General features: G+C 75.3%; 21 protein-coding genes. 9 read left to right on the top strand and 12 right to left on the bottom strand.

Features of this window, described 5'->3' with window-relative positions; translation table 11 throughout:
- Window position 1 precedes the first annotated feature (1 nt).
- The gene (locus GBN72_RS18670; RefSeq protein WP_151772985.1) at window positions 2–646 is read right to left on the bottom strand and encodes a PhzF family phenazine biosynthesis protein; all 645 of its coding nucleotides are present in this window, start codon (window positions 644–646) and stop codon (window positions 2–4) included.
- Between the two features lie 90 nt (window positions 647–736).
- On the opposite strand from GBN72_RS18670, the gene GBN72_RS18665 reads away from it, so the two are divergent.
- Window positions 737–1,696 (top strand): SCO2278 family lipoprotein, encoded by a 960-nt coding sequence (locus tag GBN72_RS18665; RefSeq protein ID WP_501207494.1) that lies wholly within the window; start codon window positions 737–739, stop codon window positions 1,694–1,696.
- Window positions 1,697–1,884: 188 nt separating this feature from the next.
- Here GBN72_RS18665 and GBN72_RS18660 read toward each other — a convergent pair whose 3' ends face one another.
- Window positions 1,885–2,613 carry a bifunctional DNA primase/polymerase gene (locus GBN72_RS18660; RefSeq protein WP_151772984.1) on the bottom strand — a complete coding sequence of 243 codons (729 nt, stop codon included), beginning with the start codon at window positions 2,611–2,613 and terminating at the stop codon, window positions 1,885–1,887.
- A 106-nt stretch (window positions 2,614–2,719) separates the two neighbouring features.
- Window positions 2,720–3,742: a small ribosomal subunit Rsm22 family protein gene (locus tag GBN72_RS18655; protein ID WP_151772983.1), complete on the bottom strand. Its 1,023-nt coding sequence runs from the start codon at window positions 3,740–3,742 to the stop codon at window positions 2,720–2,722.
- A 485-nt stretch (window positions 3,743–4,227) separates the two neighbouring features.
- Between GBN72_RS18655 and GBN72_RS18650 the strand changes: the two genes are divergently transcribed.
- Complete coding sequence (locus GBN72_RS18650; RefSeq protein ID WP_174887159.1) at window positions 4,228–5,220, top strand: Gfo/Idh/MocA family protein; 993 nt, start codon at window positions 4,228–4,230, stop codon at window positions 5,218–5,220.
- 1,052 nt (window positions 5,221–6,272) lie between these two features.
- Here the strand turns inward: GBN72_RS18650 and GBN72_RS18640 are convergent.
- Window positions 6,273–7,913: an alkaline phosphatase D family protein gene (locus GBN72_RS18640; protein WP_151772982.1), complete on the bottom strand. Its 1,641-nt coding sequence runs from the start codon at window positions 7,911–7,913 to the stop codon at window positions 6,273–6,275.
- Window positions 7,914–8,120: 207 nt separating this feature from the next.
- Between GBN72_RS18640 and GBN72_RS18635 the strand changes: the two genes are divergently transcribed.
- Entirely contained in the window at window positions 8,121–8,666 is a 546-nt protein-coding gene (locus GBN72_RS18635; protein WP_151772981.1) for a DoxX family protein, read from the top strand.
- A gap of 402 nt (window positions 8,667–9,068) precedes the next feature.
- Here the strand turns inward: GBN72_RS18635 and GBN72_RS18630 are convergent, their stop codons facing one another.
- The 3 genes from GBN72_RS18630 to GBN72_RS18620 form a co-directional block, all read right to left on the bottom strand.
- On the bottom strand, window positions 9,069–10,073 hold the full coding sequence (locus tag GBN72_RS18630; protein ID WP_151772980.1) for a sensor histidine kinase: 1,005 nt from the start codon (window positions 10,071–10,073) through the stop codon (window positions 9,069–9,071).
- Window positions 10,070–10,942 carry an MEDS domain-containing protein gene (locus tag GBN72_RS18625; RefSeq protein WP_246212628.1) on the bottom strand — a complete coding sequence of 291 codons (873 nt, stop codon included), beginning with the start codon at window positions 10,940–10,942 and terminating at the stop codon, window positions 10,070–10,072. Before GBN72_RS18625 ends, GBN72_RS18630 begins: the two co-directional genes overlap by 4 nt.
- Window positions 10,943–11,071: 129 nt before the next feature.
- Entirely contained in the window at window positions 11,072–11,434 is a 363-nt protein-coding gene (locus GBN72_RS18620; RefSeq protein WP_151772979.1) for an STAS domain-containing protein, read from the bottom strand.
- Window positions 11,435–11,670: 236 nt separating this feature from the next.
- Here GBN72_RS18620 and GBN72_RS18615 point away from each other — a divergent pair, with 236 nt between their 5' ends.
- A complete protein-coding gene (locus GBN72_RS18615; protein WP_151772978.1) occupies window positions 11,671–15,933 on the top strand; it encodes a SpoIIE family protein phosphatase in 4,263 nt (1,420 codons plus the stop codon).
- Window positions 15,930–16,223 (top strand): STAS domain-containing protein, encoded by a 294-nt coding sequence (locus tag GBN72_RS18610; RefSeq protein WP_151772977.1) that lies wholly within the window; start codon window positions 15,930–15,932, stop codon window positions 16,221–16,223. Before GBN72_RS18615 ends, GBN72_RS18610 begins: the two co-directional genes overlap by 4 nt.
- A 123-nt stretch (window positions 16,224–16,346) precedes the next feature.
- On the opposite strand, the gene map is transcribed toward GBN72_RS18610, so the two are convergent.
- Window positions 16,347–17,204: a type I methionyl aminopeptidase gene (gene map, locus GBN72_RS18605; RefSeq protein WP_151772976.1), complete on the bottom strand. Its 858-nt coding sequence runs from the start codon at window positions 17,202–17,204 to the stop codon at window positions 16,347–16,349.
- Between the two features lie 85 nt (window positions 17,205–17,289).
- On the opposite strand from map, the gene GBN72_RS18600 reads away from it, so the two are divergent.
- Window positions 17,290–17,517 (top strand): hypothetical protein, encoded by a 228-nt coding sequence (locus tag GBN72_RS18600; RefSeq protein WP_151772975.1) that lies wholly within the window; start codon window positions 17,290–17,292, stop codon window positions 17,515–17,517.
- Between the two features lie 63 nt (window positions 17,518–17,580).
- On the opposite strand, the gene GBN72_RS18595 is transcribed toward GBN72_RS18600, so the two are convergent.
- The gene (locus GBN72_RS18595) at window positions 17,581–18,231 is read right to left on the bottom strand and encodes a hypothetical protein (protein ID WP_151772974.1); all 651 of its coding nucleotides are present in this window, start codon (window positions 18,229–18,231) and stop codon (window positions 17,581–17,583) included.
- A 140-nt stretch (window positions 18,232–18,371) separates the two neighbouring features.
- Between GBN72_RS18595 and npdG the strand changes: the two genes are divergently transcribed.
- From npdG to GBN72_RS18580, 3 genes are all read left to right on the top strand, one after another.
- The gene (gene npdG / locus GBN72_RS18590; protein WP_151772973.1) at window positions 18,372–19,088 is read left to right on the top strand and encodes an NADPH-dependent F420 reductase; all 717 of its coding nucleotides are present in this window, start codon (window positions 18,372–18,374) and stop codon (window positions 19,086–19,088) included.
- Between the two features lie 99 nt (window positions 19,089–19,187).
- Window positions 19,188–19,376, top strand: a complete 189-nt coding sequence (locus GBN72_RS18585) for a hypothetical protein (protein WP_151772972.1) — start codon at window positions 19,188–19,190, stop codon at window positions 19,374–19,376.
- Window positions 19,377–19,411: 35 nt separating this feature from the next.
- The gene (locus GBN72_RS18580) at window positions 19,412–23,485 is read left to right on the top strand and encodes an AfsR/SARP family transcriptional regulator (protein ID WP_151772971.1); all 4,074 of its coding nucleotides are present in this window, start codon (window positions 19,412–19,414) and stop codon (window positions 23,483–23,485) included.
- Between the two features lie 20 nt (window positions 23,486–23,505).
- Here GBN72_RS18580 and GBN72_RS18575 read toward each other — a convergent pair whose 3' ends face one another.
- From GBN72_RS18575 to panB, 3 genes are all read right to left on the bottom strand, one after another.
- A complete protein-coding gene (locus GBN72_RS18575) occupies window positions 23,506–24,342 on the bottom strand; it encodes an ABC transporter permease (RefSeq protein WP_151772970.1) in 837 nt (278 codons plus the stop codon).
- Window positions 24,339–25,394 (bottom strand): ATP-binding cassette domain-containing protein, encoded by a 1,056-nt coding sequence (locus GBN72_RS18570; protein ID WP_151772969.1) that lies wholly within the window; start codon window positions 25,392–25,394, stop codon window positions 24,339–24,341. The genes GBN72_RS18575 and GBN72_RS18570 overlap by 4 nt, the downstream gene beginning before the upstream one ends.
- A gap of 239 nt (window positions 25,395–25,633) precedes the next feature.
- Window positions 25,634–26,500 carry a 3-methyl-2-oxobutanoate hydroxymethyltransferase gene (gene panB / locus GBN72_RS18565; protein WP_151772968.1) on the bottom strand — a complete coding sequence of 289 codons (867 nt, stop codon included), beginning with the start codon at window positions 26,498–26,500 and terminating at the stop codon, window positions 25,634–25,636.
- Window positions 26,501–26,704: the final 204 nt, after the last annotated feature.

The raw sequence follows: 26,704 nt of genomic DNA, 5'->3' as shown, positions 1-26,704 counted from the left end.
GTCAGCGCTCCAGGACGACGCGGCCGCCGATCTCCACCCAGCCGTGCGGCTGCGGCGCGGTCAGGATCTGGGAGCCGGTGCCCTGGGTGATGTTCAGCGCGCGGCCCAGCTGCGCGGTGAGGAGCAGCGCCGCGGCGCCGGTCGCCTCGTCCTCGTCGATGCCGTCGTCCCGGCCGGGGAAGGCGCGGGCGCGGACCCGCCCGGCGGCCTCGTCCTCCCAGGCCCAGGCGTAGATCCACTCGCCCTTCGGGGGCACCGCCAGGGCGTCCACCTCCACGGCGGAGGAGTACTGGCGCAGCACCCGCGCCGGCGCCCACTCGGCGCGGGCCTCGATCCAGGCGAACTCGCCGTCCAGCCGCACCCCCACCTCGCCCGCCGCGGTGACCAGTGAGGGCACGTCCAGCAGCCAGGCGGTGCCGACGCAGGGGTGCCCGGCGAACGGCAGCCGCAGGGTCGGCGTGTAGATGTCGATCACACCGCGCTCCGGGTCGTCGACGAACACCGTCTCGCTGAAGCCGATCTCGGCGGCCAGCGCCTGCCGCTCGGTCTCGCCGGGGATCTTGGAGCCGTCACGGACCACGGCCAGTTCGTTGCCGTAGCCGCGCCGCGCGTCGCAGAAGACCCGGAGCACGTCGTAAGGAGTCACGTCGGGCATTCAAGCATCCCCCGGTACCGCCCGCGCCGACCGCCCGGCCCGGGTAGGGTGCCGCTGCGTAAGCCGGAAGGAGAAGCCGAGTTGAAGAGCACGTTGGGGCGTCGTGTCCTGCCGGCCGCGGCGGCCGCGATGTCCCTGGCCCTGAGCGGATGCGTCGTGGTGCACGGAGAGCGGGAGATCCTGCCGACCGCCACCCCCGAAGAGGCCCGGGGCGCGCTGCGGGAGTTCACCGACGCCTACAACGCGGCGGACAAGGCGTACGACCGGAGCCTCGACGAGGACCTGGTCACCGGCGCGTTCGGCGACATGGACGGCGCGCGGCTGAAGGCACGCAACGCCAACCACCCCGAGGGCAACTCCCGGCACGAGCCGCTGCAGCTGACCGACGCCCGGTACACCATCCCCGCCAAGGCCGGCTGGCCGCGCTGGTTCCTCGCGGACGCGGCGGCCAACAAGGGCGGCGACGCCCGGTGGATGGTGGTGTTCGTCAAGGAGCACAAGAAGGAGCCCTGGCAGGCGGCCTACCTGACGCTGCTCGACCCCGACGACGTGCCGGAGTTCCGCAAGGACGAGGACGGCCACGCCGAGCCGGCCCTGGGCGGCGCCCCGCTGGCGGTCTCCCCGTCCGCGCTGAGCAAGGAGTACACCGCGTACCTGGGCCAGGGCGGTGACGCCTTCGCCGAGGGGCCGCACACCAGCGTGGTGCGCGAGCAGCGGAAGAAGAACGAGAAGCGGCCCGGTCTCGTGCGGCAGTTCCAGGACGAGCCGCTGTCCCGGGGCGACTACGCGCCGCTGGGGCTGCGCACCGCCGACGGCGGGGCGCTGGTGTTCTTCGCGACGAAGCACTTCGAGAAGCTGACGGCGGCGCCGGGCACCGAGATACCCGTGCAGAACGCGGACGTGCGGGCGCTGACCACCGGCGAGATCGAGCAGACGCTGACCATGGAGTACGTCTCGCAGCAGGCGGTGCGGGTTCCGCGCACCGGGAAGGTCGTCTTCCTGAGCCGGGTCCCGGGGCTCGTCGCGGCGCGCGGGGAGTAGCCGGACGGCTCGGGCCGGACGGCGGGGGCGGGCAGGGGCCGGACCTGCGCGGAGAGGGCCGGGACCGGCGAGTGCCTGCGCGGAGAGGGCCGGGACCGGCGAGTGCCTGCGCGGAGAGGGCCGGGCCGGACGGGTGCTGTTCCGGATGGGTGCCGTTGCCGCAATCGCCGGGTGCGCGGCCGGTGGGGTCAGCGCTGGAGGGGCCAGACCGCGCCGGCCGGTTCCTCGCCGGCGTACTTCTCGCAGGCGTCGGTGAGGGTCTCGAGGAGGATGAGGGGCTCCGGCAGCGCGTGCTCCGGGCCGCGCAGCCACCGGACCGACCGGCCGTCGTCACCGGGCAGGCGGGCGGGCGGCACCAGGACGTAGGAGCCGCGGCAGTGCCAGCGCAGCCCCGGATGCTCCTCCGTCGTCTCGGGGTGGGAGTCCAGCTCGCAGGGCCACCACTCGTCCTCGTCCTCGGGCGTGCCACGGGTCTGCGTGAAGAAGAACATCCGGCCGTCGTCGCTCTCGGCGACCGGGCCGACCTCGACGTCCTGCTCCAGCAGCCGCCCCAGCGCCGCCCGGCCCGCCTCCAGCGGGACGTCGAGCACGTCGTGGAGCATGCCGGTGGCGGTGATGAAGTTGGCCTCCGGGTCGCCGCTCGCCCAGCGCCCGACCTGCGCGGCGTCGGTGGTCGACTGGGTCTGCCAAGCGAAGGAGACCGGGTGCCGGGCCGGGGTGGGACAGCCCACGCGCTCGCACGAACACCGGTAGCCGACCGGGTGGGCCGCCGGCGCGAGCGGCAGCCCCGCGGCGGCGGCGGCCAGCAGCAGGGCCTCGCGGTCCTCCGCGCCCGTGGCCTCCTGCGGACGGCGTCCGCGCAGCCACTGGGAGATCCTGCTCTGCCGGCCGGGACGGCCGCCGAACGTCGCGCTCATCTATCCCCTCGCCTCGCCGATGGTGCGGACAGCATGCCCCATGGTCGCACCGTCACGTTCCTCCTGGGCCGGCCGGCCAAAAGACACCTGGCGAGCGGATCGGAGGTCATTGCCTGATTTCATGGTAATTGCCGGGCTCCGCGGGCGGCCACGAGTCCCCCCAGTCGGCGTCCCGCGCGGCCTTGTAGAGGTCGCCGTGGCGCTTGGTGACCGTGTGGCGGCGCAGCTGCTCCTCGGCCTCGCAGAGGTCCAGCAGCACCTGCCCCTTGCGGATCTGCGGGCGGCGCACCACCCGCGCCGGGGCGGGGGAGACATCCGTCACCGGCAGCCTGGTGGCGGCGACGTAGCTGAACTTCTCGTCCTCGTAGGACAGCGAACCGGCCTTCACCCGGCGGTGCAGGGAGGAGCGGCTGACCCGGGCGGAGAAGTGGCACCAGTCCTCGCCCGGCACGATCGGGCAGGCCGCGCTGTGCGGGCAGGGCGCGGCGACCCGGAAGCCCGCGGCGATCAGACGGTCCCGGGCGGCGATCACCCGGGCGTAGCCGTCGGGGGTGCCGGGTTCGACCACCACGACCGAGCGGGCGGCGCCGGCGGCGGCGTCCACGACATGGGCGCGGTCCTGCTCGGTGAGCTCGCCGAGGACGTAGGAGACCGTCACGAGATCGGTGCTCTCGATCTGGAGCGCCGCTCCGATACGTGAGCGCTGCCAGCGCGCGTCGGCGAGCGCCGGGTGGGCGGCGGCCAGCTCCTTGCCGAGGGCCAGCGCGGGCTCCGCCCAGTCCAGCACCGTGACCGGCCGCACGCCGTCCCAGGCGGCGGTGACCGCCCAGGTGGCCGCGCCGGTGCCGCCGCCGACGTCCACGTGGGAGGCGGGCGTCCAGCCCGGGACGGCCTCGGCGAACGCCGCCAGCGCCGAGCGGACCGCCTCGAAGGTGGCCGGCATCCGGTAGGCCGCGTACGCCGCGACGTCGGCGCGGTCGCGGAGGATCGGGGCGTCGGTCGGGGTCTCGCCGCGGTAGTTGGCGATCAGCCGGTCGACGGCCTGGGTGGCCTGGCGGGGCGGGAGTCCGTCGAGCAGCGCCGCGAGTGCGGTCCGGAGGGTCTCGGCGGGGGACAGCGCGATGTTCACCCCCCGATTGTCGCAGCGTCCGGGCCCCGCCCGTCCCGGCCGGCGATGCGTCCACCCTCGACGCCGCCCGGAGCCCGCCCCGACGCCGCCCCGAGCCCGCCACGGCTTCGGTCCGAGCCCGCCCCGAGCCCGCCCCGAGCCCGCCACGGCTCCGGTCCGGGGGCGTCCGTGCCGCCCGCCTGCCCGCCCGCCTGCCCGCCCGGCTCGCGCCCGGAGTCGGTCCGGAGGCCCTTCCGGGGTCCGTTCCGTGTCCGCTTCCGGCTCCGCGGGCGGCCGGGCAGGCGGACCCTCGGCCTGTGCCCGGGTCCGCCGGGGACCGTCGCCGTCCTCGGCGTGGGTGCCCGCTCCTTGAGACGTCTCCGGCGTCCCCCGCCGGGCGGCCCGGGGGGCGATCTATGCTCTGCGCCAGGGCTGATGTCGGAACGCCGCGCCTGGTCACGTCGGTGACCGGGGCCGGGCGGGCCACGGAGTGAGGAGCGGCCGCGATGGCTGAGACGGTGCGGTGGGGAATTCTGGCCACGGGCGGTATCGCGGCCGCGTTCGCGGGGGACCTCGTCGACATCCCGGATGCCGAGCTGGTGGCGGTCGGCTCGCGGTCCCAGGCGTCGGCCGACGCCTTCGCCGAGCGGTTCGGCATAGCGCGGGCCTACGGCGACTGGGCCTCGCTCGCCGCCGACGAGGACATCGACGTGGTGTACGTGGCCACCCCGCACACGGCCCACCGGGCCGCCGCCGGGCTGTGCCTGGAGGCCGGGCGGAACGTGCTCTGCGAGAAGCCCTTCACGCTGAACCTGCGGGAGGCGGAGGAACTGGTCGCGCTGGCGCGGGACCGGAAGCGCTTCCTGATGGAGGGCATGTGGACCGCGTGCAACCCGCTGGTCCGCCGGATGAGGCAGCTGGTGGACGACGGCGCGATCGGCGAGGTGCGGACGGTGCAGGCCGACTTCGGGCTGGCCGGTCCCTTCCCGGTGGCGCACCGGCTGCGGGACCCGGAGCAGGGCGGTGGGGCGCTGCTGGACCTCGGGGTGTACCCGATCGCCTTCGCGCAGATGCTGCTGGGCGAGCCGGAGCGGGTGACCGCGCAGTCGGTGCTCTCCCCGGAGGGCATCGACCTCCAGACCGGAGCGGTGCTCGGTTGGGAGAGCGGTGCTCTCGGTCTGGTGCACTGCTCCATCGTCGGGGCGACGGGGATCACGGCCTCGATCACCGGCGCCCGCGGCCGGATCGACGTGCCGGACGGCTTCTTCCACGCGGACCGGTTCGTCCTGCACCGTGAGGGCCGGGAACCGGAGGAGTTCGCGCTGGCCCCGGGCGACGGCCTGCGCAGCAGCTTCCGGCACGAGGCGCTGGAGGTGATGCGGGCGATCCGGGCGGGGGAGACGGAGTCCGCGCTCGTGCCGCTGGACGCGACGCTGGGGGTCATGCGGACGCTCGACGCGATCCGCGCGCAGGTCGGGGTCCGCTACCCCGGCGAGTGACGCCCCGCGGCGCGGCCCGCCCCGCTCCGCCCCCGCGGCGCGGCCCGCGCCGTCCCGCCCCCTCGGCGGCCGGCCGCCCCCGCGAAGACATGGGCGACGGGTGCCTGGAGGCGTGCGGGCCGTGAGGCGCCGCGGCCCCGGTCGGCCGAAGCCGGTCGGGCCCGGCCCGCCGCGGCCCCGGTCGGGCCAGGCCGGCCCCGGCCGTGACTTGGCCCTGACCGGCCCCGCCCTGACCGGCCCCGCCCTGACCGGCCCCGCCCTGACCGGCCCCGCCCTGACCGGCCCCGCCCTGAGCGGCCCGGCCGGGGCCGGGCCGATACCGGCCGCGGTCGGGCCCGGCCCGCCGCGGCCCCGGTCGGGCCAGGCCGGCCCCGGCCGTGACTTGGCCCTGACCGGCCCCGCCCTGACCGGCCCCGCCCTGACCGGCCCCGCCCTGACCGGCCCCGCCCTGAGCGGCCCGGCCGGGGCCGGGCCGATACCGGCCCCAGGCGGGGGGCCAGGCCAGGGCCGAGCCGGGCCGGTCCGCTCTCCCGGCGAGTGACGCCCGCGGCGCGGCCCGCCCGGTTGGCGGCGCCTCCGACGGCCGGTCGCCCGCGAAGACGGGGGCGACCGGTGCCTGGAGGCGTGCGAACCGTGAGGCGCCGCGGCCCGGGCCTTGACTCGGCACAGCCCGGCTTGCCCTGACCGGCCGGCCCTGACTCGGCCCAGTCGGTGCTTACCGGCCGTGACCGGCTCTGACCAGACCGGCCCAGATCCAGCCCGGCCGAGGCCCGCCCCGGACCGGCTCAGGCCCGTGCGGGCCGTGAGGCGCCGCGGCCCGGGCCTTGATTCGGCACAGCCCGGCCAGCCCTGACTGGCCCAGGCGAGGCCCGGCCGGCCCTGACCCGGCCCAGCTCGGCCGGCGCTTACCGGCCGTGACCGGCTCTGACCAGACCGGCCCAGACCCAGCCCGGACCGAGGCCGGGCCCCGGACCGGCTCAGGCCGGCCCTGGACCGGTCCAGGCAGGGTCCAGGCCGGTCAAGGCAGGGGCCCGGACCGGTCCGGGCAGGGCTCAGGCCGGTGTCAGGCCCGGGTTGCCGGATTCGGTCACGAAGGCGCCGGCGACGGTGAGGGGGGCGCCGGGGACGGTGACCCGGTCGACGGTCTTGAACTCCGTGCGGGCCTCCCGCCGCCCCAGCTCGACCGTCGTGTAACCCCGCAGCCCGTTGTAGAACCGCAGGTGGGGGTTGCGCTCCAGGTACCCCGCCCAGTTGGCCGGCCGCTCCGCCCCGTTCCCGCCGGAGGAGACCGACGAGGTGACGACCTCCGTGCCCAGCGTCCGCGAGGACGGGTCGTCGAAGTCCTCCTTGATGTCCAGGCCGTAGTGCACGTGGACGTCACCGGTGAGGACCATCAGGTTCTCCTGGCCGGACGCCTTCCATCCCTCCAGCACCCGTCGCCGCGAGGCGGGGTAGCCGTCCCAGGAGTCCATGGAGAGGGTGGTGTCGCCCGCCGCCGGGTTGTTGCGGCGGCTGAAGGTCACCTGCTGCGGCACCACGTTCCAGAGCGCGGAGGACCGCCGCCACCCGTCCGTCAGCCACCGCTCCTGCTCCGCCCCGGTCAGCGTCATCGACTCGGCCTCGGACGCGGCGGTGGGCGTCTTCCAGCCGTCCCCGTTGGCCTGGTCGGTGCGGTACTGGCGGGTGTCCAGGACGTCGAACTGTGCGAGGTCGCCCCAGTGCATGCGGCGGTACAGCCGCAGGTCCGCGCCCTCGGGACGCTGCGCGGCGCGCAGCGGCATGTTCTCCCAGTACGCGCGGTACGCGGCGGCCCGGCGCAGCAGGAACTCCTCCGGCGGAACGGTGTTCTCCGGGGTGTCGCCCGCGTAGTTGTTCTCCGTCTCGTGGTCGTCCCAGGTCACCACGAACGGGTGGGCGAGATGGGCGGCGATCAGGTCTGGGTCGGACTTGTAGAGGGCGTACCGCAGGCGGTAGTCCTCCAGCGTCACCGTCTCGTGGTTGAAGTGGGCCGGGATCACCCGGTCCGTGTAACCCCGGCCGCCCGCCTGCGCGTTGACCGCGTACTCGTACAGGTAGTCGCCGAGGTGGAAGACCGCGTCCAGGTCCTCGCCGGCCAGGTGCCGGTAGGCGGTCCAGTGGCCCTGGTCGTACCGCTGGCAGGAGACCAGGCCGAACTTCAGGGCGTCCACCCGGGATCCGGTCCGCGGGGCGGTGCGGGTGCGGCCGGCCGGGCTGATCCAGTCACCTGCGCGGAAGCGGTAGTGGTAGACGGTGCCCGGCCGCAGGTTCCGCACGTCGACGTGGACGGAGTGGTCGAACTCCGGGTGGGCCCAGGCGTATCCGCGCCGGGCGATCCGGCGGAACCGCTCGTCGTGGGCGATCTCCCAGCGCACGGAGATCCGCCGGTCCGGCAGCCCGCCGTCGAGCTCCAGCGGCCTCGGGGCGAGCCGGGTCCACAGCGCCACCGAGTCGGGCAGCGGGTCGCCGGACGCCACGCCGAGGGTGAACGGGTCCTCCGTCAGCCGGGCGGGCTCGAGTTCGTCGGCGGCGGCGGCCCCCGCGCCGGGAAGGTTGACCGCGAACGCCAGCGCGGCCGCCGCGCCGGTGGTGGTCAGGAATCTTCGGCGCCCCAACGCGCGTGCCGCCGAGCGGAGTTCGGACGAGTGCGAGTTCGTGCGGTCAGGCGCTGCCATGGTGGCCTTCCGGGACGGGGGCGAGGACGGGATGCGGAAGGCATTCGAACGGGACAGGACGACCCCCGGTTGTTGAGGACACGACATGCAGATGACGGCTGGGTAACCTCCCCGCGCACCCGCAGATCACTCGCGTGCGCGGATGGAACGGCCGAAACGTGGGGACTCGGTGGCGGTTGGTACCGGTCATCGGTTCAGGGAGTCGACGTGACGTGTTTCGACCGGCGTGATCTCGGTCTGCTGCTGCTTCGGGCGGGCACCGGCGGCGTGCTCGTGGCGCACGGGACGCAGAAGCTCTTCGGCTGGTTCGGCGGCCACGGGCTGGAGGGCACCGGACAGTGGATGGAGTCCATCGGCTACTCGCCCGGGAGGGCCAGCGCCACCATGGCGGGCGCCTCCGAGGCGGGCGGTGGACTGCTGCTGGCGCTCGGGCTGGCCACACCCGCGGCCGGCGCGGCGGCGGCCGGCGCGATGGCGGGCGCCGCGGCGGTGCACGCGCCGCAGGGGTTCTTCGCACAGGGTGGCGGCTACGAGTACGCGGCCTCGCTGGGGCTGACCGCCGCCAGCCTCGCCGTGACGGGCCCCGGGCGGATCTCGCTCGACAATCTGTTCGGACATGCCTTCAACAAGGACTGGATGGTGCCGGCCGTCTTCGCCGCGGTGGGCGCGGCCACCGCGGCCGTGGTCGGCAGCCGCAACCGCCGCGTCAGGCGGCAGGACGAGGGGGAGCAGCAACCGCTCTTCGAGGAGTGACGGCCGCTCCTGGAGGACCGCCCCCGCTCGGGCGCCGCCGCCGAAGGACACCGGACCGCCGGCCGGGACCCCCGCCGGCCAGGACCGCCACCGGCCGGGACCGCCGACCACGACCGCTGCTCCTGACCGCCGCTCACGACCGCTCGTCAGCCGCGACCGCCGTCGGCTGGGACCGCGCCGCCCGCGACCGCGCGCGGCTGGGACTGCGCCGTCCGGGACCGCGCGCCGCCCGTGACCGCGTCGCCCGCCCGGGACCGTGCGCCACTCGGGATCGCGCCGCCCGGGACCGTGCGCCACTCGGGACCGCGCAACCCGCGGCCGCGCCGCCCGGACCGCGCGTTGCGCTCGGGGCACCCTCCCGGCGGCCGCGCTCCGCGTCGGCGTACCGGCGTGGGCTGCCGCTCAGTCCAGCGTCATGTGCAGCCGCAGCACCAGCGAACCGGCCTCCGCGCGGATCTCGACCAGGTCGCAGAGCTGGTGCATGATCCACACCCCCCGCCCGCCGTGCGGCGACCGGGGGTCGGGGCGGCGGCGGCCCACCAGCGGGTCGGTCAGCCGCCCGCCGTCGCGTATCTCGGCGATCAGGGAGTCCCCGGTCCGCCACATCCGCAGCGTGCCCTGCCCGCCGCCGTGCCGCACCGAGTTCCCGGTGGCCTCGCCGATGGCCAGCAGCCAGTCCGTGCGTCGGGCGGGAGACAGCCCGCAGCTGGACGCCCAGTCCTCCGCGGTGCCGCGCGCCAGCGCCAGCTCGTGCTCGCCGAAAGCGATCACCAGCGGGTCGGACGGCTCCGGCAGCGGAGTGTCGAAGGAACCGCACACGTCGAGCGGGTCGGCGTACTCGTGGCTGATCCGCCGCCTGCCGTCCTCGGTCACCACCGGGTGGATGCGACGGGCCTGCGTCAGCACGTGCTCGGGCAGCGCCGTGTCGTACGGGCACAGGACGCTGACCCGGCGGCCCGCGAAGGCCAGGTTCACCAGCGCCTCGTGCCGCAGCGCCTCCCGGGTCTCGGCGGTGCCGCGGCCCACCCAGAGCGGCTCGCCCACGATGGCCGGGCGGGACTCGGAGTTCTCGTGCCGGTCGGCGAACTCCCGGAACAGCGAGAGGATGCGGCCGGGGTTGCGGCCCGCCTCCTCCATGTCGACCCAGGTGATCCGTCCGGCCGGGTCGTCGCCCTCGCCGCCCCGGACGCCCTCGAAGAGTCCGCGCAGCGGCTCCAGCCGCCGCCCGGGGACGGCGACCAGCGCGTGGTCCCCGCGGCCGCGGACGGCCACGCGCAGGAAACGGCCCACGGCGTCCAGGTACTCCTGGTCGGAGCGGTAGAAGAGCGCGGGGTGGAAGAGCCCGGAGCCGGGTCCCCGTCCGGGCGGCTGCCGGAAGTACGTGGTCGTTCGGCTGTGTGTCGTCATGTGCCGGCGATCTCCACACAGGCCCCCAGTTCGGGGAACAGTCCGAGGAGCCGTCGAAGGGGTTCGGGAGGGCGGAGCAGACGCAGACGCCCCTGGCCGCGGCGGCGGGCGGCCTCGGCGAGGGCCGCCAGCGAGGACACGTCCAGGTGCCGCAGGGCCGACAGGTCCAGCTCCACGTCCCCGCCGGGCGAGCCGGACACCACCGCCGCCGCGGCCCGCACCGCGTGCCGCGTGTCGTACCCGGCGGAGCCCGCCAGCCGCAGACCGGTGCGCCCCGGCAGGGGCGCGAGGCGCAACGGCGGGTCGGCGACCGGGCCGCCGAGGTGGGTCAGGTGCGCGCCGACCAGGACGGCGAGCCGGTCCGCCGGCATCCGGCGGCTGTCGTAGAAGCACCACGCCGTGAGCGGGAGCGGCTCGAAGACCTCGTGGTGGAGGCGGAGCTCGTACTCCAGCAGCCGGTCGGCCCCGGGAATGTCCCGCGCCCCCCAGGTCACCTCGCCGATCGCCCGCAGCCCGCGGTGTCCCTCCGCGAGCGCGGTGTCCATGGCCTGGTGCCACAGGCCCATCATCATGTCGGGGTCGAAGGCGGGGCCGGACAGGTAGGTCCGGGCCGCCGTGGTGACCACCAGCCGCCCCTCGGCGGCCGCCCGGGCCGGGTCGAGGCCGGCGGAGGCGAGGGCACCCATCACGCGGTCCGGGTCGGTGGTGTCGGCGAAGTACTGGACCTGCTCGCCGCGCTCCAGACCGGCGCGGACGAAGGGCACCAGATGGCCGGCCCACTCCCGGTCGTCGGAGTACACGACACTGGCGTGACCGCAGGGTCCGGGCGAGAGCGGCGCGGGAACGGCGGACATGGAGGTCATGGCCATTCTTGTCCGTCCTTCTCCGGATCCCGGTTCGTCTCGTAGCGCCGCCACGGCGCCTGCCCCCCGGCAGGATAACGAAGTGCAGACAGCCCCGATGCCCCGTTCCCGAGGTGTCAAACGGGGCCGGACGGCTCAATTTCGCAGCGCGTCCACGGCCCGGTCGAGATCGTCGTGAAACGTGAAGATCTGGTCCAGTCCCACGGTGTGGAACATCTGCCGCAGGTCGGACCCGAGGCCGGCCAGGGCGAGCGGACATCGCGCCTGCTCGGCGCGATGGTGGGCGGTCACCAGAACGGTGATGCCGGTGGAGTCGCAGTAGGAGAGCGCGGAGAGGTCGATGACCAGGCCGTCCGTCCGGGCGAGGTGCAGCTCGTCCAGCGCACCCATCAGGGCGCCGGCGGTGTGGTGATCGAGCTCACCGGTGACCAGCAGCACGGTCGCGCCCGAGGGGTGCGTGTGCCGGTCGACGGTCAGGACGGGGTCGGTCTTGGTCACCGGGTCTCCTGGTGGGGGTGCGGATGGGGCGGACGGCAGGAGTGGGCGGCCCGGCGGTCCTTCTGGTCCTCGGCGGCTGCCGTCCGGGCGCCCGCGGAGGTGATCGGCCCAGAAGAACCCGTGGGTTCGGCTTATCCTACGAAGCCTGTGGAATGTGTGTGGGGTTCCCGTGAAGTCCCGGAGGCCGCAGGGCCGTCCGTGTCACGCGGGTGCTCGGTACGGACGAAAGGGTCTCCATGGCACGTTCCCTCCCCGCCGGCGGTCCGGAGCCGGCCGGATCCGACGTGTTCTCAGCCGATCCCGAGGTGGGGCGCGACCTTGCCGCGGTCGACTGGACGGCGACCCCGCTGGGGCCGCCGTCGGGCTGGCCGCAGAGCCTGCGCACGGCGGTGAGCATCCTGCTCTCCTCCCGGTTCTCGATGTGGATGGCCTGGGGCCCCGACCTGACGTTCTTCTGCAACGACGCCTACCGGCGTGACACCCTGGGCCGGAAGTACCCCTGGGCCCTCGGCCGGCCCGCCCGTGAGGTGTGGGCGGAGATCTGGCACGAGATCGGCCCCCGCATCGACACGGTCCTGTCGACCGGACGGGCCACCTGGGACCAAGGCCTCCAGCTGTTCCTGCAACGCTCCGGTTACCCGGAGGAGACCTACCACACCTTCTCCTACAGCCCGCTGCGCGACGACGGCGGCGCCGTCGTCGGCATGCTCTGCGTGGTCACCGAGGAGACCGAGCGGGTGATCGGCGAGCGGCGGATGGCCACGCTGCGGGACCTCGGCTCGGACCCCAGCGTGGTGCGCACCGAGCAGCAGATGCTGGACTTCGCCGCCCACCAGCTCGGCCGCAACCCGCAGGACCTCCCGTTCACCCTCACCTACCTGTTCGACGACCGCGCCGGAGATGCCGACGGCGTCGGCGTCTCCGCCGTCGGCGCCGGCGCCGCCACCGGCTCCGACGGCGGCCCCGGAGAAGGCGCGCGCGGCGGCGGCGCCCGCCTGGCCGGAGCCAGCGGCATCGCCCCCGGCCACCCCGCCGCCCCCCGGTTCCTTCCGCCCGGCGCCACAGCCCCCTGGCCCGCCACCGGCCCCGGCGACGGCCCCGTCGTCGTGGACCTGGCCCTGCCGTCCGGGCAGCCGGAGGGCGCCGAGCCGCTGCCCTCCGGAAGCTGGCAGGAGCCGCCCACCGGAGCGCTGCTGGTGCCGCTGCTCCGGCAGGGCGGCGCGCCGTACGGGTTCCTGGTCGCGGCGCTCAACCGCTACCGGCCGCTGGACGCGGGGTACCGGTCCTTCCTGGAACTGGCCGCCGGCCATGTCGCCGCGGGCATCGCCAGCGCGCGCAGCTACCGGGCCCAGCAGCGCCGGGCCGAGGAACTCGCCGAGCTGGACCGGGCCAAGACCGTCTTCTTCTCCAACGTCAGCCACGAGTTCCGCACCCCGCTGACCCTGATCATGGGGCCGCTGGAGGAACTGCGCGGACGGCTGGCGGACGCCGACCCGCTGGTGCGCGAGGAGGTGGAGGTCGCCCACCGCAACGGACTGCGGATGGGCAGGCTGGTCAACACCCTGCTGGACTTCTCGCAGATCGAGGCCGGCCGGCTGAGGGCGTCCTTCGCTCCCGTCGACCTCTGCGCGGCCACCGCCGACCTGGCCGGAGTCTTCCGCTCCGCCGCCGAACGGGCCGGGCTCACGCTCGAGGTGGACTGCCCGCCGCTGGGCGAGCCGGTGCACCTGGACCGCTCCCTGTGGGAGAAGGTCGTCCTCAACCTGCTCGGCAACGCCCTGAAGTTCACCTTCGAGGGCACCGTCCGGGTGGCGGTACGGCGCGACGGCGACCACGCCGTCGTGACCTTCGCCGACACCGGCGTCGGAATCCCCGAGGCCGAGATACCGCGGCTCTTCAACCGCTTCCACCGCATCCGCACCAGCCGCGCCCGCTCGCACGAGGGCAGCGGCATCGGCCTGGCCCTGGTCAGGGAACTCGTCTCCCTGCACGGCGGCACCATCACCGCCGACAGCACCGAGGGCCGCGGCACCGTCTTCACCGTCCGGCTGCGCTTCGGCACCGCCCACCTGCCCGCCGACTCCCTCGTCGCCGCCGCCCCGCACGCACCGGTGACCGCGGACGCCCGCCCCTACGTGCAGGAGGTGCTCGGGCCGCCGGCCGTGCCGGGGACGGAGGGCGGCGCGGCCGGCGCGGACGGGGGCGTCCTGCCCGCACCGGCCGCCCCGCCCGCGCGGGGGACCCCGGGCGCCCGGGTGCTGGTCGCCGACGACAACGCCGACATGCGGGGCTACCTCACCCGCCTGCTCACCGGCGCCGGCTACCGGGTCCGGGCCGTCGGGGACGGCGTCGAGGCGCTGGAGGCGGTCCGCGCCGAGCAGCCCGACCTGATCGTCGGCGACGTGATGATGCCCCGCATGGACGGCCTGGCCATGCTCGCCGCGCTGCGCGCCGACAGCCGGACCGCCGCCGTGCCGGTGCTGCTGCTCTCCGCCCGCGCCGGGCAGGAGGCGTCCATCGAAGGGCTGGAGGCCGGCGCCGACGACTACCTGGTCAAGCCGTTCGCCGCCGCCGAGCTGCTGGCCAGGGTCCGGGCCAACGTGGAACTGGCCCGGATGCGGGGCCGGCACGCCCGCTGGCGCGCGGCGCTGGTCGACGCGCTGCAGGAGGCGTTCTTCGTCTGCGACGAGACCGGCACCGTCCTCGAGGTCAACGCCGCGTACACCGAGATCCTCGGCTACGGGCCGCAGGACGTGCCCGGCCCGCACGGGCCCTGGGAGGAGACCGGCCGCGAGGCGCACGACCGCTGGAAGCTCGCCTTCCGCGAGGCGCTCTCCGGCCGGGCCGGACGCTGCACGCTGCCCGTCGACCGGGCCGACGGACAGCGGATGTGGATCTCGGTCAGCTGCAACGAGGCCCGCGACCCGGACACCGGCCGCCGGGTCGTCGTCGGCACCTTCCGCGACGTCACCGCCGAGCACTACGCCGTCCAGCGGGACAGCGCCCTGGCCGCCCTCGCCCTCAGGCTCAGCCAGGCCGCCGGCCCCGACGACGCGCTGGCCGGCGCGCTGGACGAACTGCGGCAGGTGTGGCGTGCCGACCAGGTCCTCGCCGTCACCTTCGGCGACCGGCCCGAGCCCTGCCTCGCCGCCACCGGCGAGGGCGCCGCGGACCGGTGGCAGCGGCTTCCCGAGGAGGACCGCGCGGAACTCGTCCGCCTGCGCGACCGGCCGGCGCTCACCCCGCTCGCCGACGGCGGCCGCGCCCACGTCGTCCTGGAACACCCCGAGGGGCCGCTGGTGCTCCGCGTCGACCTCGGCGGGCGGCGGCCGTTCACCCCCGAGGACCAGGTGCTGCTCTCCCTGCTCGCCGGCCGCCTCGCCCAGGGCCTGACCCGCGCCCACCAGGCGGACCAGCACCGGCGCACCGCGCTCGCCCTGCAACGCGCCATCCTCGGCCCGGCGCGGCTGCCCCAGGGCTTCGCCGTCCGCTACGAGCCGGCCGTCCCGCCCCTGGAGGTCGGCGGCGACTGGTACGACACGGTGCCCCTGCCCGACGGCCGCATCGGCATCGTCGTCGGCGACTGCGTGGGCCGCGGCCTGGACGCCGCCGCGGTGATGGGCCAGCTGCGCAGCGCCTGCCGCGCGCTGCTGCTCCAGGAGGCGGGACCCGCCCGGACGCTGGCCGCGCTCGACCACTTCGCCGCGGGCGTCCCCGGCGCGCTGTGCACCACGCTGTTCTGCGGGGTGCTCGACCCGGTGACCGGGCGGCTGGTGTACGCCGGCGCCGGACACCCGCCGGGCATCCTGACCGGGCCCGACGGCAGGGTCACGCTGCTCGACCAGGGCCGCGGACTGCCCCTGGCCGTCAGGCCCGGCGCCGAGCGCCCCGAGGCCGAGTGCGTGGTGCCCCCGCGGTCGACCCTGCTGCTCTACACCGACGGCCTGGTCGAGCGGCGCCGCCGGCCGCTGAACGAGGGCATCACCCTGGCCGGGGAAGCGCTCCAGGCCGGGCGGAACCTGTCCGCCGACGCACTCGCCGCGCGGGTGATGGAGCGGCTGGCCCCCGAGGACGGCTACGACGACGACGTGGCCCTGCTGCTGTACCGGCACCCCGGGCCGCTGGAGCTGACCTTCCCCGCCGAGTCCTCCCAACTGGCCGTCACCCGCGGGACGTTGCGCGGATGGCTGCGGCGGTGCGACCTGCCGCCCGGACTGGCCCAGAGGGTGCTGGTCGCCGCGGGCGAGGCCTGCGCCAACGCGGTGGAGCACGGCCACCGGGACCACCCCGGCGGCCCGGTCCGGCTCTGCGTGGCGGCGGGCGCGGACGAGATCCGCCTCACCGTCGAGGACAGCGGGCGGTGGAAGCCGCCCCGCGCGGAGGACAGCCGGCACCGGGGCCGGGGGATCGCGCTGATGCACGCCATGATGCAGGAGGTCGCCGTCACGCCGGGCGAGGCGGGGACCACGGTTCGGATGCTGACGAGGATCGAAGGATGACGCCGCTGACCGTGACCCCCGGCACCGGACCGGGCGGCGCGCCGCTGCTGACCGTCACCGGCGAGATCGACCTCGCCAACGTCCAGGTGCTGGCCCGGGCGCTGGAGGCGCTCCAGGACACCGCCGCGACGGTCGTGCTCGACCTCACCGCGGTGGAGTACCTGGACAGCGCCGGGCTCAGCGTGCTGTTCCGCCACGCCGAGCGGCTGGAGATCGTCGCCCCGCCGCTGCTCGAGCCGGTGCTGACCTACTCGGGCCTGGCGGATCTGGCCGTGGTCCGCGCGCCGTGACGCGTCGGCCGCGGCGGCCCGGGCACCGCACCGGCGTGCGCCCCACCGCCGTGGGGCCCACGCCGGTGCGGTGCGGCGGTGGTGCGGTGCCCACGCCGGCGCGGTGCTCACGCCGGCGCGGTGCTACGGCAGGGTGAGGATCTCGGCGCCCGTGCCGGTGACGACCAGGGTGTGCTCGAACTGGGCCGTGCGCAGGCGGTCCTTGGTGACGACCGTCCAGTTGTCGTCCCAGATCTCGTACTCGTACGTGCCCAGCGTCAGCATCGGCTCGATGGTGAACGTCATGCCCGGCTGCATCACCGCCGTCGCGTACGGGCTGTCGTAGTGCGGGATCACCAGACCGGAGTGGAAGGAGGTGCTGATGCCGTGCCCGGTGAAGTCGCGGACCACGCCGTAGCCGAACCGCTTGGCGTAGGACTCGATGACCCGGCCGATCACGTTGATCTGCCGGCCCGGCCGCACCGCCTTGATCGCACGGTTCAGCGCCTCCCGGGTGCGCTCCACGAGCAGGCGTGACTCCTCGTCGACGTCGCCCACGAGGTAGGTGGCGTTGTTGTCGCCGTGCACCCCGCCGATGTACGCGGTGACGTCGAGGTTGACGATGTCGCCGTCGCGCAGCACCGTCGAGTCGGGGATGCCGTGGCAGATCACCTCGTTGACGGAGGTGCACAGCGACTTGGGGAAGCCGCGGTAGCCGAGCGTCGAGGGGTAGGCGCCGTGGTCGCACATGAACTCGTGGGCCACCCGGTCCAGTTCGTCGGTGGTGACACCCGGGGCGATGTGCTTGGCGGCCTCCTCCATCGCCTGCGCGGCGATCCGGCCGGCCACCCGCATCGCCTCGACGATCTCCGGAGTCTGCACCTCGGGACCGGTGTACGGCGTCGGGGCGGGCTTGCCGACGTACTCGGGCCGCCTGATGTTTCCGGGCACGGATCGGGTGGGAGAAAGCTCCCCTGGTACGAGCAGCGACTGGGCAGACATGCCTGCGAGTCTAACCAGCGGGGCATACGGCATCAGGCCCGCGTTCGGCGGCGGCGGAAGCTGGCGGAGGAGAAGGAGACACAGCATGGCACTGTTCAAGAAGCGCACGGCCGGCAAGCCGGGCGAGTGGTACTACTGCCTCCAGCACAAGAAGGTCGAGGAGGGGCCCGAGTGCCCCGCGAAGGACCGCTTCGGCCCCTACACCACCCGCGGTGAGGCCGAGCAGGCCATGGAGACCGCCCGCGAACGCAACCTGGAGTGGGAGAACGACCCCAAGTGGCACGACTCCCGGGCGCGCGGCGACGAGGAGTAGCCGCGGCGGCGTGGCACGGCGCGGCCGGTCCCGCCCCGCGGTGGCGCGGGCCGGGACCGGGCGTCACCAGCGCGGAGGCGGCGGCGCCGTCAGCTGGTCGGCGAGGCGGGACAGCCGGTCCCGGAACCTGCGCCGCCCGCGCGGCGTGGACGCCGAGTTCTCCCCGGCGGCCGCGCTGACCAGGTGCTGCACGGTGTCCAGGTCCACGCCCGCCTCCGGGGCGGCGTCCAGCGGGCCCAGCAGCTCGTGCGCCATCGCCGCCAGGTCGGCGTGGCCCTCGGGGCCCGCCGGGCCCTGGCCGCCGTCGGCGCGGGGCCCGGCGAGCGCCAGCACCGTCGCCCCGGCGCGACGGGCGTCACGCACCCGCTCCAGCAGCTCCGGGCCCGTCGCGTCCGGCGCCACCACCAGCAGCGTCTCACCGCGCCGGGCCGCCTCCAGCCGCCCCAGCCCGACCGCCAGGTGGGCCGGGTCCGAGGCCCGCGCGGCGTGCCGCACCAGCGTGGGGGAGAGCTCCGGCGTCCCCGACCAGGCCGCCTCGTCCACCAGATGCGCCGCCAGGTGCCACGGCTCGTAGGCGGGCGTTCCCACCAGCAGCAGCCCTCCGCCGTGCGACACCACCGACCCGCGGAGCACCCCCGCGAACCGGCGCGTCGAGTCCAGCCATTCGGTCCCGGCCAGGACCTCGCGCAGCAGCGCCACCCGTACGGCATCCATGGGGCGCATGGTGCCGCACCCCGTGCCTCCGAGCGCCGGGTACGCCACCGGTTCCCCCGAAGTGACGGCCCGGCGTGGTGCGGGGTGACGTGAGCTATGCCACCGCGGTGCCACCGCCCACCGCACGTAAAGTCAGGCTCATGACCACTACAGACAGTGCGCAGAACGCTCCCAGGAAGGCTCCGGCCAAGGACCCCTGGGACCTCCCCGACGTCTCCGGGATGACCGTCGGCGTCCTCGGCGGCACCGGCGACCAGGGCCAGGGCCTCGCCTACCGCCTCGCCCGGGCCGGCCAGAAGGTGATCATCGGCTCGCGCGCCGCCGAGCGCGCCCGGGCCGTCGCCGAGGAGCTGGGCGCCGGCGTCGAGGGCGCCGACAACGCCGAGTGCGCCCGCCGCAGCGACATCGTGATCGTCGCCGTGCCGTGGGAGGGCCACGCCAGGACGCTCGAGTCGCTGCGCGAGGAGCTCGCCGGCAAGCTCGTCGTCGACTGCGTCAACCCGCTCGGCTTCGACAAGCAGGGCGCCTACGCGCTCCAGGTGGAGGAGGGCAGCGCCGCCCAGCAGGCCGCCGCCTTGCTGCCGGACTCCCGGGTCGCCGCCGCCTTCCACCACCTCTCCGCCGTCCTGCTGAAGGACCCGGAGATCGACGAGATCGAGACCGACGTGATGGTGCTCGGCGAGGACCGCGCCGACGTCGAGATCGTCCAGGCGCTCGCCGGCCGCATCCCCGGCATGCGGGGCATCTTCGCCGGGCGGCTGCGCAACGCCCACCAGGTGGAGTCGCTGGTCGCCAACCTGATCTCGGTCAACCGCCGCTACAAGGCCCACGCCGGCCTGCGGCTCACCGACGTCTGACATCCGGCGCGGGCGGGACGGGGAGGCGACGCGGGCCGGACCGGGGCATGGGGGACACTGGAGGGCACAAGAAGCCCACGCCGCTCAGGAGCGACCACCATGCCCCGCCTCGCCCTCTACGCCCTCGTCGTGTGTGTCCTGTCCGTGGTCGCCGCCGTCGTCTCCTTCGTCGAGGGCACCTGGTGGCTCGGCGTCGTCTGGGTGCTGCTGGCCGGACTCTCCTCGAACATGTGCTGGTACTACTACAAGCGCACCAAGGCGGAGCGCGGCCACTCGGCGACCCGCTGATCCCGTCCCTCGCGGGCGCGGGGGACAATGGCGGGGTGCGCTACCGAGTCCTCGGCACCACCCAGGCCACCCGCCCCGACGGCACGCCCGTACCGGTCGGCGGGGCGCGCCTGCGCGCACTGCTGACCCTGCTCGCGCTACGGCCCGGCCGTGTCGTCCCGTCGGCCGTGCTGGTCGACGAGGTGTGGGCGGGCGAGCCGCCCGCCGACGCCCCCGGCGCGCTCCAGGCCCTGGTCGGCCGACTGCGACGCGCCCTCGGCGCGGAGGCGGTGACCTCCGCGCAGGGCGGCTACCGGCTGGCCGCCGGCCCCGACGACGTCGACCTGCACCGCTTCGACCGGCTCACCGTGGACGGGCTGCGGGCCCTCGCCGACGGCGACCCGGCCAAGGCCGCGGAGGCCCTCGACGAGGCCCTCGCCCTCTGGCGCGGCCCCGCCCTCGCCGACCTGCCCGACCCCGGCGCCGAGGCCCCGCGCTGGGAGGCCCGCCGACTGGAGGCCCGCCGGGCCCGCCTGACCGCCGCCCTCTCCCTCGGCGAGGCGGCCACCGCCCTGCCCGACCTCGCCGCGCTGTGCGAGGCCCACCCCCTCGACGAGCCGCTCCAGGCCCTGCGCCTGCGTGCCCTCGCCGCCACCGGCCGCCCCGCGGAGGCCCTGGCCGCGTACGACGCCCTCCGCCGCCACCTCGCCGACACGCTCGGCACCGGTCCGGGCCCGGCCCTGCGCGCCGTGTACACGGACCTCCTGCGCACCCGCCCCGACGACCCGTCCCCGCCCGCCGCGGAAACCACGCCCACCCCCGGGCCCACCCCTGCCGCGGGGGCTGGGCCTGCCCCTGTCGCCGGGCCCGCGCCCGCGGGGCCCGCGCCCGCCCCGGGGCCCGCGCCCGCTTCCGGACCCGCGCCTGACTCCGCCCCTGCCTCCGTCCCCGGGCCCGTGCCCGCCTCCGGGCCCGCCCCTGCTCCTGGGTCTGCGCCCGCCTCCGGGCCCGCGACTGATCCCAGGCACGCCTCCGCCTCCGGGGCTCCACCTGGCCTCGGGCCCGGTCCCACCGCCCGTCCGGAGGACGCCGGACCGGGCCATGCCCCTGGGCCGGACCACCGGGGCCCGGGCGACCTCGCGGACCCGCGCGCCACCACCGCCCCGGACGGGACGGCAGGGCCGGGCTCCACCCCCGCCCACAGCGGCACCGGCCGGCCACCGACCCCGTTCCACGGCGGTGCCGGACCCCGCCCGGCTCCGGGCCACGGCGGTGCCGGGCAGACCCCTGCCGCCTCGCGTGGCGGTGACGGGCGGTACCCGGGCCATGGGGGTGTCGTTCAGGGCGGCCCCGGTCAGGCTTCCGCCCCTGTCGACGGTGGTGCCGGTCCGCATCCGACCCCGGGCCACGGCGGCGGCGGGCAGCAGACCCCTGCCCCCGCCCACGGTGATGCCGGGCAGCACGCTCCCGCGGGCCCCGGTGACGCCGGGCAGACCCCCGCGCACGCACCCGGCGGCAACGGGTGGCACCCCGCCGCGGCGAGGGGCGGACCGGACGGGGCGGGCACCACCGGGCCCGGTGGTGACGACGCGCCGGGCCCTCCGCCCGGCAACCTCCGCACCCCTCTCACCTCCTTCGTCGGCCGCGACGCCGACGTCGCCGCGCTCCACCAGGACCTGGTGGGCGCCCGGCTGGTCACCCTGCTCGGCCCCGGCGGCGCCGGGAAGACCCGGCTCTCCCAGGAGGCCGCCCGCACCGCCGCCACCGGCCTCGCCACCGACGGCGTCTGGCTGGCCGAACTCGCCCCCGTCGACGACCCCGCCGCCGTCCCCGAGGCCGTGCTCACCGCCGTCGGCGCCCGCGAGACCGTGCTCTACGGCGCCGGCGCCGAGGAGATACGCGCCGCCTCGGACCGCAAGGACGACCCGTTGCGCCGCCTCACCGAGCACTGCGCCCGCCGCCGGATGCTGCTCGTCCTCGACAACTGCGAGCACGTCATCGACGCCGCCGCCCACCTCGCCGACGAACTGCTGGCCCACTGCCCCAACCTCACCGTGCTCGCCACCAGCCGCGAACCCCTCGGCGTACCGGGCGAGTTGGTGCGCCCGGTCGACCCGCTGCCGCAGCCGCACGCGATGCGCCTGCTCGCCGACCGCGGCGCGGCCGCCCGCCCCGGCTTCCGGGTGGACGCCGACGCGGACACGGCGGAGGCGTGCGCGGAGATCTGCCGCCGCCTCGACGGCCTCCCGCTGGCCATCGAACTGGCCGCCGCCCGCCTGCGAATGCTCACCCCCCGCCAGATGGCCGACCGGCTCGACGACCGGTTCCGCCTCCTCACCTCCGGCAGCCGCACCGCCCTGCCCCGCCAGCAGACCCTGCGCGCCGTGGTCGACTGGTCCTGGGACCTGCTGGACGACGCCGAACGGGCCGTGCTGCGCCGCCTGTCCGTCTTCGCCGGCGGCTGCGACCTGGCGGCGGCGGAGGCCGTCTGCGGCCCGGAGGCCCTGGAGGCGCTGGGTTCCCTGGTCGACAAGTCCCTCGTCGTCGCGGCGGCCCCCTCGGGGGACGGTCAGATGCGCTACCGCCTCCTGGAGACCGTCGCCGAGTACGCCCGCGAGCGCCTCCTGGAGACCGGCGAGCACGACGCCACGCTCCGCGCCCACCTGGCGCACTACCGTGAACTCGCCCGGACCACCGACCCGTTGCTGCGCGGACACCGCCAACTCGACGCCGTCGGAAAGCTGGAGACCGAGTACGAGAACCTCCGCACCGCCCTGCGCACGGCCGTCGCCGAACGCGACGAGCAGGAGGCCCTGTGCCTGGTGCTCTCCCTGGCCTGGTTCTGGCAGATCCGCGGCCTGCGCGGCGAGGCCCGCCACTGGAGCAGCGCGGTGCTGGAGCTCGGCCCCGACCCCTTCGCCCCCGGCGCGCCCGCGGTCGTCGCGCTGTGGGAGCGCTGCACCGACCGGCCCCCGCCGCTCACCGGCGACCTGCTCGAGGAGGCCCGGCGGGGCGTGCACCTGGTCCACCTGGCGTGCATGGACATGCAGGGGGAGTTGCAGGCCTGGCAGAACCCCGCGGCGCAGGAGAAGCTGCGCGCCATCGCCGGGGCGTACCGGCCCGGCATGCCGCAGGTGTGCCGCAACCCCGGCACCCTGTGGTTCTTCGCGGTGCTGCTGACCGGGCAGGTCGACCGGCTCCGGGAGATCGTGGACGCCGCCGTGCGCACCACCGCCGACCGCCCCGACCACGCGTGGGAGCACGCGCTCGCCCTCCAGATGCGGGCCAACCTGATCGCCAACCGGCCCGACTGGGAAGGTGACGCGGTCGCCGACGCGGACCGGTCGCTGGCGATCTGCCGGCGCCTGGGCGACGTGTGGAGCATCGCCGAGGGGCTGTGCGCGCGGGGCGCCGCAAACGAGCGCCACGGCCGGTTCGAACAGGCCGCCGACGACTACCGGCAGGCCGTGGAACAGGTGGAACTGCTCGGCGCCCACGCCCAGCGGGACGTGCTCCGCTCCCGCCTCGGCGCGGTCCTGCTGGAGACCGACCGCCCCGAGCGCGGCGAGCTGCTGCTGCGCGAGGTGATCGCCGCCGGGCCCCTCGGCGACCAGGAGGCCGGCCCGGCCGCCCGGATCGTGCTGGCGAGCTGGCTCGGTGTCACCGGGCGGATCCCGGAGGCCCGCGGCTACCTGCGGCAGATCCGCGAGGAGTTCCCGGCGGCCGCGTTCATCGTTTTCGACTCCTTCATCACCGGATCCGAGGCGCTGCTGGACGCGATGGACGACGGCAGGTCCGCCGAGGCCCTGGAACGCATCCGCGAGGCACTGGTCGGCGCGGGCGACGCGCTGGCCCGCACCATCGCGCCGCACATCCGCACCTTCCTGCTGACGGTGGCTTCGGTGGCCCTGGCCGCCGCGGACGGCGGACGGCGCGCCCGCGACGGCGCCCGCTGCCTCGGCGCGGCCGTCGCCGCCCTCGGGCAGGACCATCTCAGCGGCGTCGCCGAGCGCCGCCTGCGCGACCACGCGGAGAAGGCCCTGCGCGCGGCGCTGGGCGACGCGGCGTACGAGGCCGCGTACGCGGAGGGCCGCGGCCTCCCCGTGGAGGAGGCCGCGGCCCTCGTCTGAGCGTTCGCCGGGGCCACCGCTCAGTTCCGCGTGGTGAACTTCCGGACGGCGTACGGCGCCATGATCGCCGTCAGCAGCGCCGTCCACCCCAGGGTGACCCACAGGTCACGGGCGACCGGGCCGCCGGTCATCAGCCCGCGCGATGCGTCCGCGAGGGCGGAGAGCGGGTTCCAGTCGGCGAAGGCCTGGAGCCAGCCCGGCATCGAGGACGTCGGGGCGAAGAGCGACGAGCCGAACTGGAGCGGCATCATCACCAGGAAGCCCAGCCCCTGCACCGACTGGGCGCTCTTCGCGGTGACGCCTATGGCGAGGAACACCCACATCAGGGAGGACCCGAAGAGCATCGACAGCCCCACCGCGGCCAGCAGCCCGAGCGCGTTCTCGATGTGGAAGCCGACCAGCAGGGAGACCACCAGCAGGATCACGGTCGACAGCAGCACCCGCAGCTGCTCAACGGCGATCTTGGCGAACAGCACCGACCCGCGCCCGATGGGCAGCGAGCGGAAGCGGTCCATGACGCCCTTCTGGATGTCCTGGTTGAAACCGGTGCCCACCGACATCGACATCGACAGCGCCATCATGGCGAGCATGCCGGGGACCAGGTACTGCACGTACTCGTCCCGGCCGCCGCCCAGCGCCATGCCGATGGAGCCGCCGAAGACGTAGACGAACAGCAGGGTGAAGACGATCGGCATCAGGACGGCGTCGAACATGGACTCCGGGTCCTGGCGGATCCACAGCAGGTTCCGGCGCATCAGCGCGCCGGTGTGCCTGAGGTGGCCGCGCAGGCCGATGCGGTCGTCGGCCGCCTCGCGCACCGGCGCGGCGGCGGGGGCGGTGACAGTGGTGGCGCTCATGCGGCGGCCTCCTCGAGCTTCGCGGCGGAGTCGCCGTCGGTGGCGGTGGCGGTGTCGGTGTCGGCGTCGGCGTCGGACGTGTCGGACGCCTTGTGTCCGGTGAGGGAGAGGAACACCTCGTCCAGGCTGGGCAGTTCGGTGACGACCGAGGCGAGGGTGATCCCGCCCGCGGCGGCCGCCCCGAGCACCGCGGTGAGCTGCTCGTCGCTGAGCACCGGCACGCGCACCGAGCCGCTCTCGGCGTCGACAGCGACCGAGGCCAGGCCGGTGACGCCCAGCGCGTCCAGCGCGGCGGCCAGCGGCTCCAGGTCCGCCCGGTCGGCGGGCCGGATCCGCAGCGAGCGGCCTCCGACCTTCGCCTTCAGCTCGTCGATGCCGCCGCCCGCGACCACCCGGCCGCGGTCCATCACCGCCAGCTCGCCCGCGAGCTGCTCGGCCTCCTCCATGTACTGGGTGGTGAGCAGCACGGTCACGCCCTCGCCGACCATCCGCTTCACCTCGTCCCACACCTCGTTGCGGGTGCGCGGGTCCAGTCCGGTGGTCGGCTCGTCCAGGAAGAGCACCTGGGGGCGGCCGATCATCGACGCCGCCAGGTCCAGGCGGCGGCGCATGCCGCCGGAGTAGGTGGCGGCGGGGCGGCGGGCGGCGTCGGTGAGCGAGAACCGCTCCAGCAGCTCGTCGGCGCGGGTCTGCGCGGCCTTGCGCGGCAGGTCCAGGAGACGGCCGATCAGGTACAGGTTCTCCCGGCCCGAGAGCTTCTCGTCCACCGAGGCGTACTGGCCGGTCAGGCCGATCACCCGGCGCACCCGGCGCGGCTGGCGCAGCACGTCGATGCCGGAGACGGTCGCCCGCCCCTCGTCGGGCACGATCAGGGTGGAGAGTATGCGGACCAGGGTGGTCTTGCCGGCGCCGTTCGGGCCCAGCACTCCCAGTACCGTGCCCTCCCGGACGTCCAGGTCCACCCCGTCCAGGGCGCGGGTCTTCCCGTACCGCTTGGTGAGCCCCCGGACGGAGACCGCGGGGGCGGGCGTCTTGTCGTCGTCGCGTGTCATGGACCCCACGCTGTCAGGCTCCACCGACACCGCGCCGACATTTTTCCGACAGCCGTCCGACAGGCGTCCCACGGACGTCCGACAGGCGGCCCACGCGGCCCGGCCGGGCGAGGCGGGCGAAGCGGGCGAAGCGGGCGAGGCGGGCGGGACCGCGGAGGCCGCGCGGAGGCCGCGGAGCACGACAGCCCGCCGACGGGGGGATCGGCGGGCTGTCCTCACAGTGGTTCTCGGGGCGCAGGTCAGTGCACGGAGTGCTCCTCCAGCGGGAACGTCCCGCCCACGACCTCCTCGGCGTACGCCTTCGCCGCGTCGCCCATCACCTGGCGCACGTCCGCGTACTTCTTGACGAACTTCGGGACCCGCCCGGGCGTGAGGCCCATCATGTCGGTCCACACCAGCACCTGCGCGTCGCACTCGGGCCCGGCGCCGATGCCGACCGTCGGGATGTGCAGCGTGCGGGTGACTTCGGCGGCCAGCTCGCGCGGCACCAGCTCCAGCACCACCGCGAACGCGCCCGCGTCCTGCACGGCCTTCGCGTCCCGCAGCAGCTGCTGCGCGGCCTCCTCGCCGCGGCCCTGCACCCGGTAGCCCATGGTGTTGACCGACTGCGGGGTGAGGCCGATGTGGGCCACCACCGGGATGCCGGAGTCCACCAGCAGCTTGATCTGCTCGTGCGACCGTTCGCCGCCCTCGAGCTTGACGGCCGTGGCGCCGGCCTCCTTGACCAGCCGCATCGCCGAGCGGAGGGCCTGCACGGGGCCTTCCTGGTACGACCCGAACGGCAGGTCGGCCACCACCAGCGACCGGCTCGTGCCGCGCACCACGGCCGCGGTCAGCATGACCATCTGGTCCATGGAGACCGGCACGGTGGTGTCGTAGCCGAGGTGGCAGTTGCCGGCCGAGTCGCCGACCAGCAGGACCGGGATCCCGGCCTCGTCGAACACGGACGCCGTCATCGCGTCGTAGGCGGTCAGCATCGGCCAGCGCTCTCCGCGCTCCTTGGCCAGGGCGATGTCGCGGACGGTCACCCGGCGGTTGCTCTTCCCGCCGTAGAGGGACTTCCCACCGCCGTCGGGGCTCTTCTGGGCAGCCTGAAGCTGCGTCATGGAACGGCTCCTTCATTCGTCATCTCGAGGCGCCCTCACGGCGTCCCCGGACCGTTTCCATGGTTGCACCTGACCCGCTGGAGGAGAAGAGGGGGAGGCGGGATGTGCGGTTTGGGTCACGGACGGTGGTTTCGCGTCCCGCTCCGTGGAACCCGTTCCCTCCGGTTGGTCGTCCCACCCCTTGTAAGGCGCCGCGTGACGGGA

This window comes from Streptomyces abyssomicinicus (genome assembly GCF_008974245.1).
In the GTDB taxonomy this organism is placed as follows: domain Bacteria; phylum Actinomycetota; class Actinomycetes; order Streptomycetales; family Streptomycetaceae; genus Streptomyces; species Streptomyces abyssomicinicus.
Note: the sequence above shows the minus strand (reverse complement) of the source record. Positions and strands in the feature narration are given on the sequence as shown.

Excerpts from the sequence above, each read along its gene's own strand:
- GBN72_RS18585 (WP_151772972.1), top strand. The coding sequence starts at position 19,188 with ATGCCCCGCCTCGCCCTCTACGCCCTCGTCGTGTGTGTCCTGTCCGTG.
- GBN72_RS18610 (WP_151772977.1), top strand. The coding sequence starts at position 15,930 with ATGACGCCGCTGACCGTGACCCCCGGCACCGGACCGGGCGGCGCGCCG.
- GBN72_RS18575 (WP_151772970.1), bottom strand. The coding sequence starts at position 24,342 with ATGAGCGCCACCACTGTCACCGCCCCCGCCGCCGCGCCGGTGCGCGAG.
- GBN72_RS18630 (WP_151772980.1), bottom strand. The coding sequence starts at position 10,073 with ATGACGACACACAGCCGAACGACCACGTACTTCCGGCAGCCGCCCGGA.
- npdG (WP_151772973.1), top strand. The coding sequence starts at position 18,372 with ATGACCACTACAGACAGTGCGCAGAACGCTCCCAGGAAGGCTCCGGCC.
- GBN72_RS18595 (WP_151772974.1), bottom strand. The coding sequence starts at position 18,231 with ATGGATGCCGTACGGGTGGCGCTGCTGCGCGAGGTCCTGGCCGGGACC.
- GBN72_RS18570 (WP_151772969.1), bottom strand. The coding sequence starts at position 25,394 with ATGACACGCGACGACGACAAGACGCCCGCCCCCGCGGTCTCCGTCCGG.
- map (WP_151772976.1), bottom strand. The coding sequence starts at position 17,204 with ATGTCTGCCCAGTCGCTGCTCGTACCAGGGGAGCTTTCTCCCACCCGA.
- GBN72_RS18625 (WP_246212628.1), bottom strand. The coding sequence starts at position 10,942 with ATGGCCATGACCTCCATGTCCGCCGTTCCCGCGCCGCTCTCGCCCGGA.
- GBN72_RS18640 (WP_151772982.1), bottom strand. The coding sequence starts at position 7,913 with ATGGCAGCGCCTGACCGCACGAACTCGCACTCGTCCGAACTCCGCTCG.
- GBN72_RS18600 (WP_151772975.1), top strand. The coding sequence starts at position 17,290 with ATGGCACTGTTCAAGAAGCGCACGGCCGGCAAGCCGGGCGAGTGGTAC.
- GBN72_RS18650 (WP_174887159.1), top strand. The coding sequence starts at position 4,228 with ATGGCTGAGACGGTGCGGTGGGGAATTCTGGCCACGGGCGGTATCGCG.
- GBN72_RS18615 (WP_151772978.1), top strand. The coding sequence starts at position 11,671 with ATGGCACGTTCCCTCCCCGCCGGCGGTCCGGAGCCGGCCGGATCCGAC.
- GBN72_RS18660 (WP_151772984.1), bottom strand. The coding sequence starts at position 2,613 with ATGAGCGCGACGTTCGGCGGCCGTCCCGGCCGGCAGAGCAGGATCTCC.
- panB (WP_151772968.1), bottom strand. The coding sequence starts at position 26,500 with ATGACGCAGCTTCAGGCTGCCCAGAAGAGCCCCGACGGCGGTGGGAAG.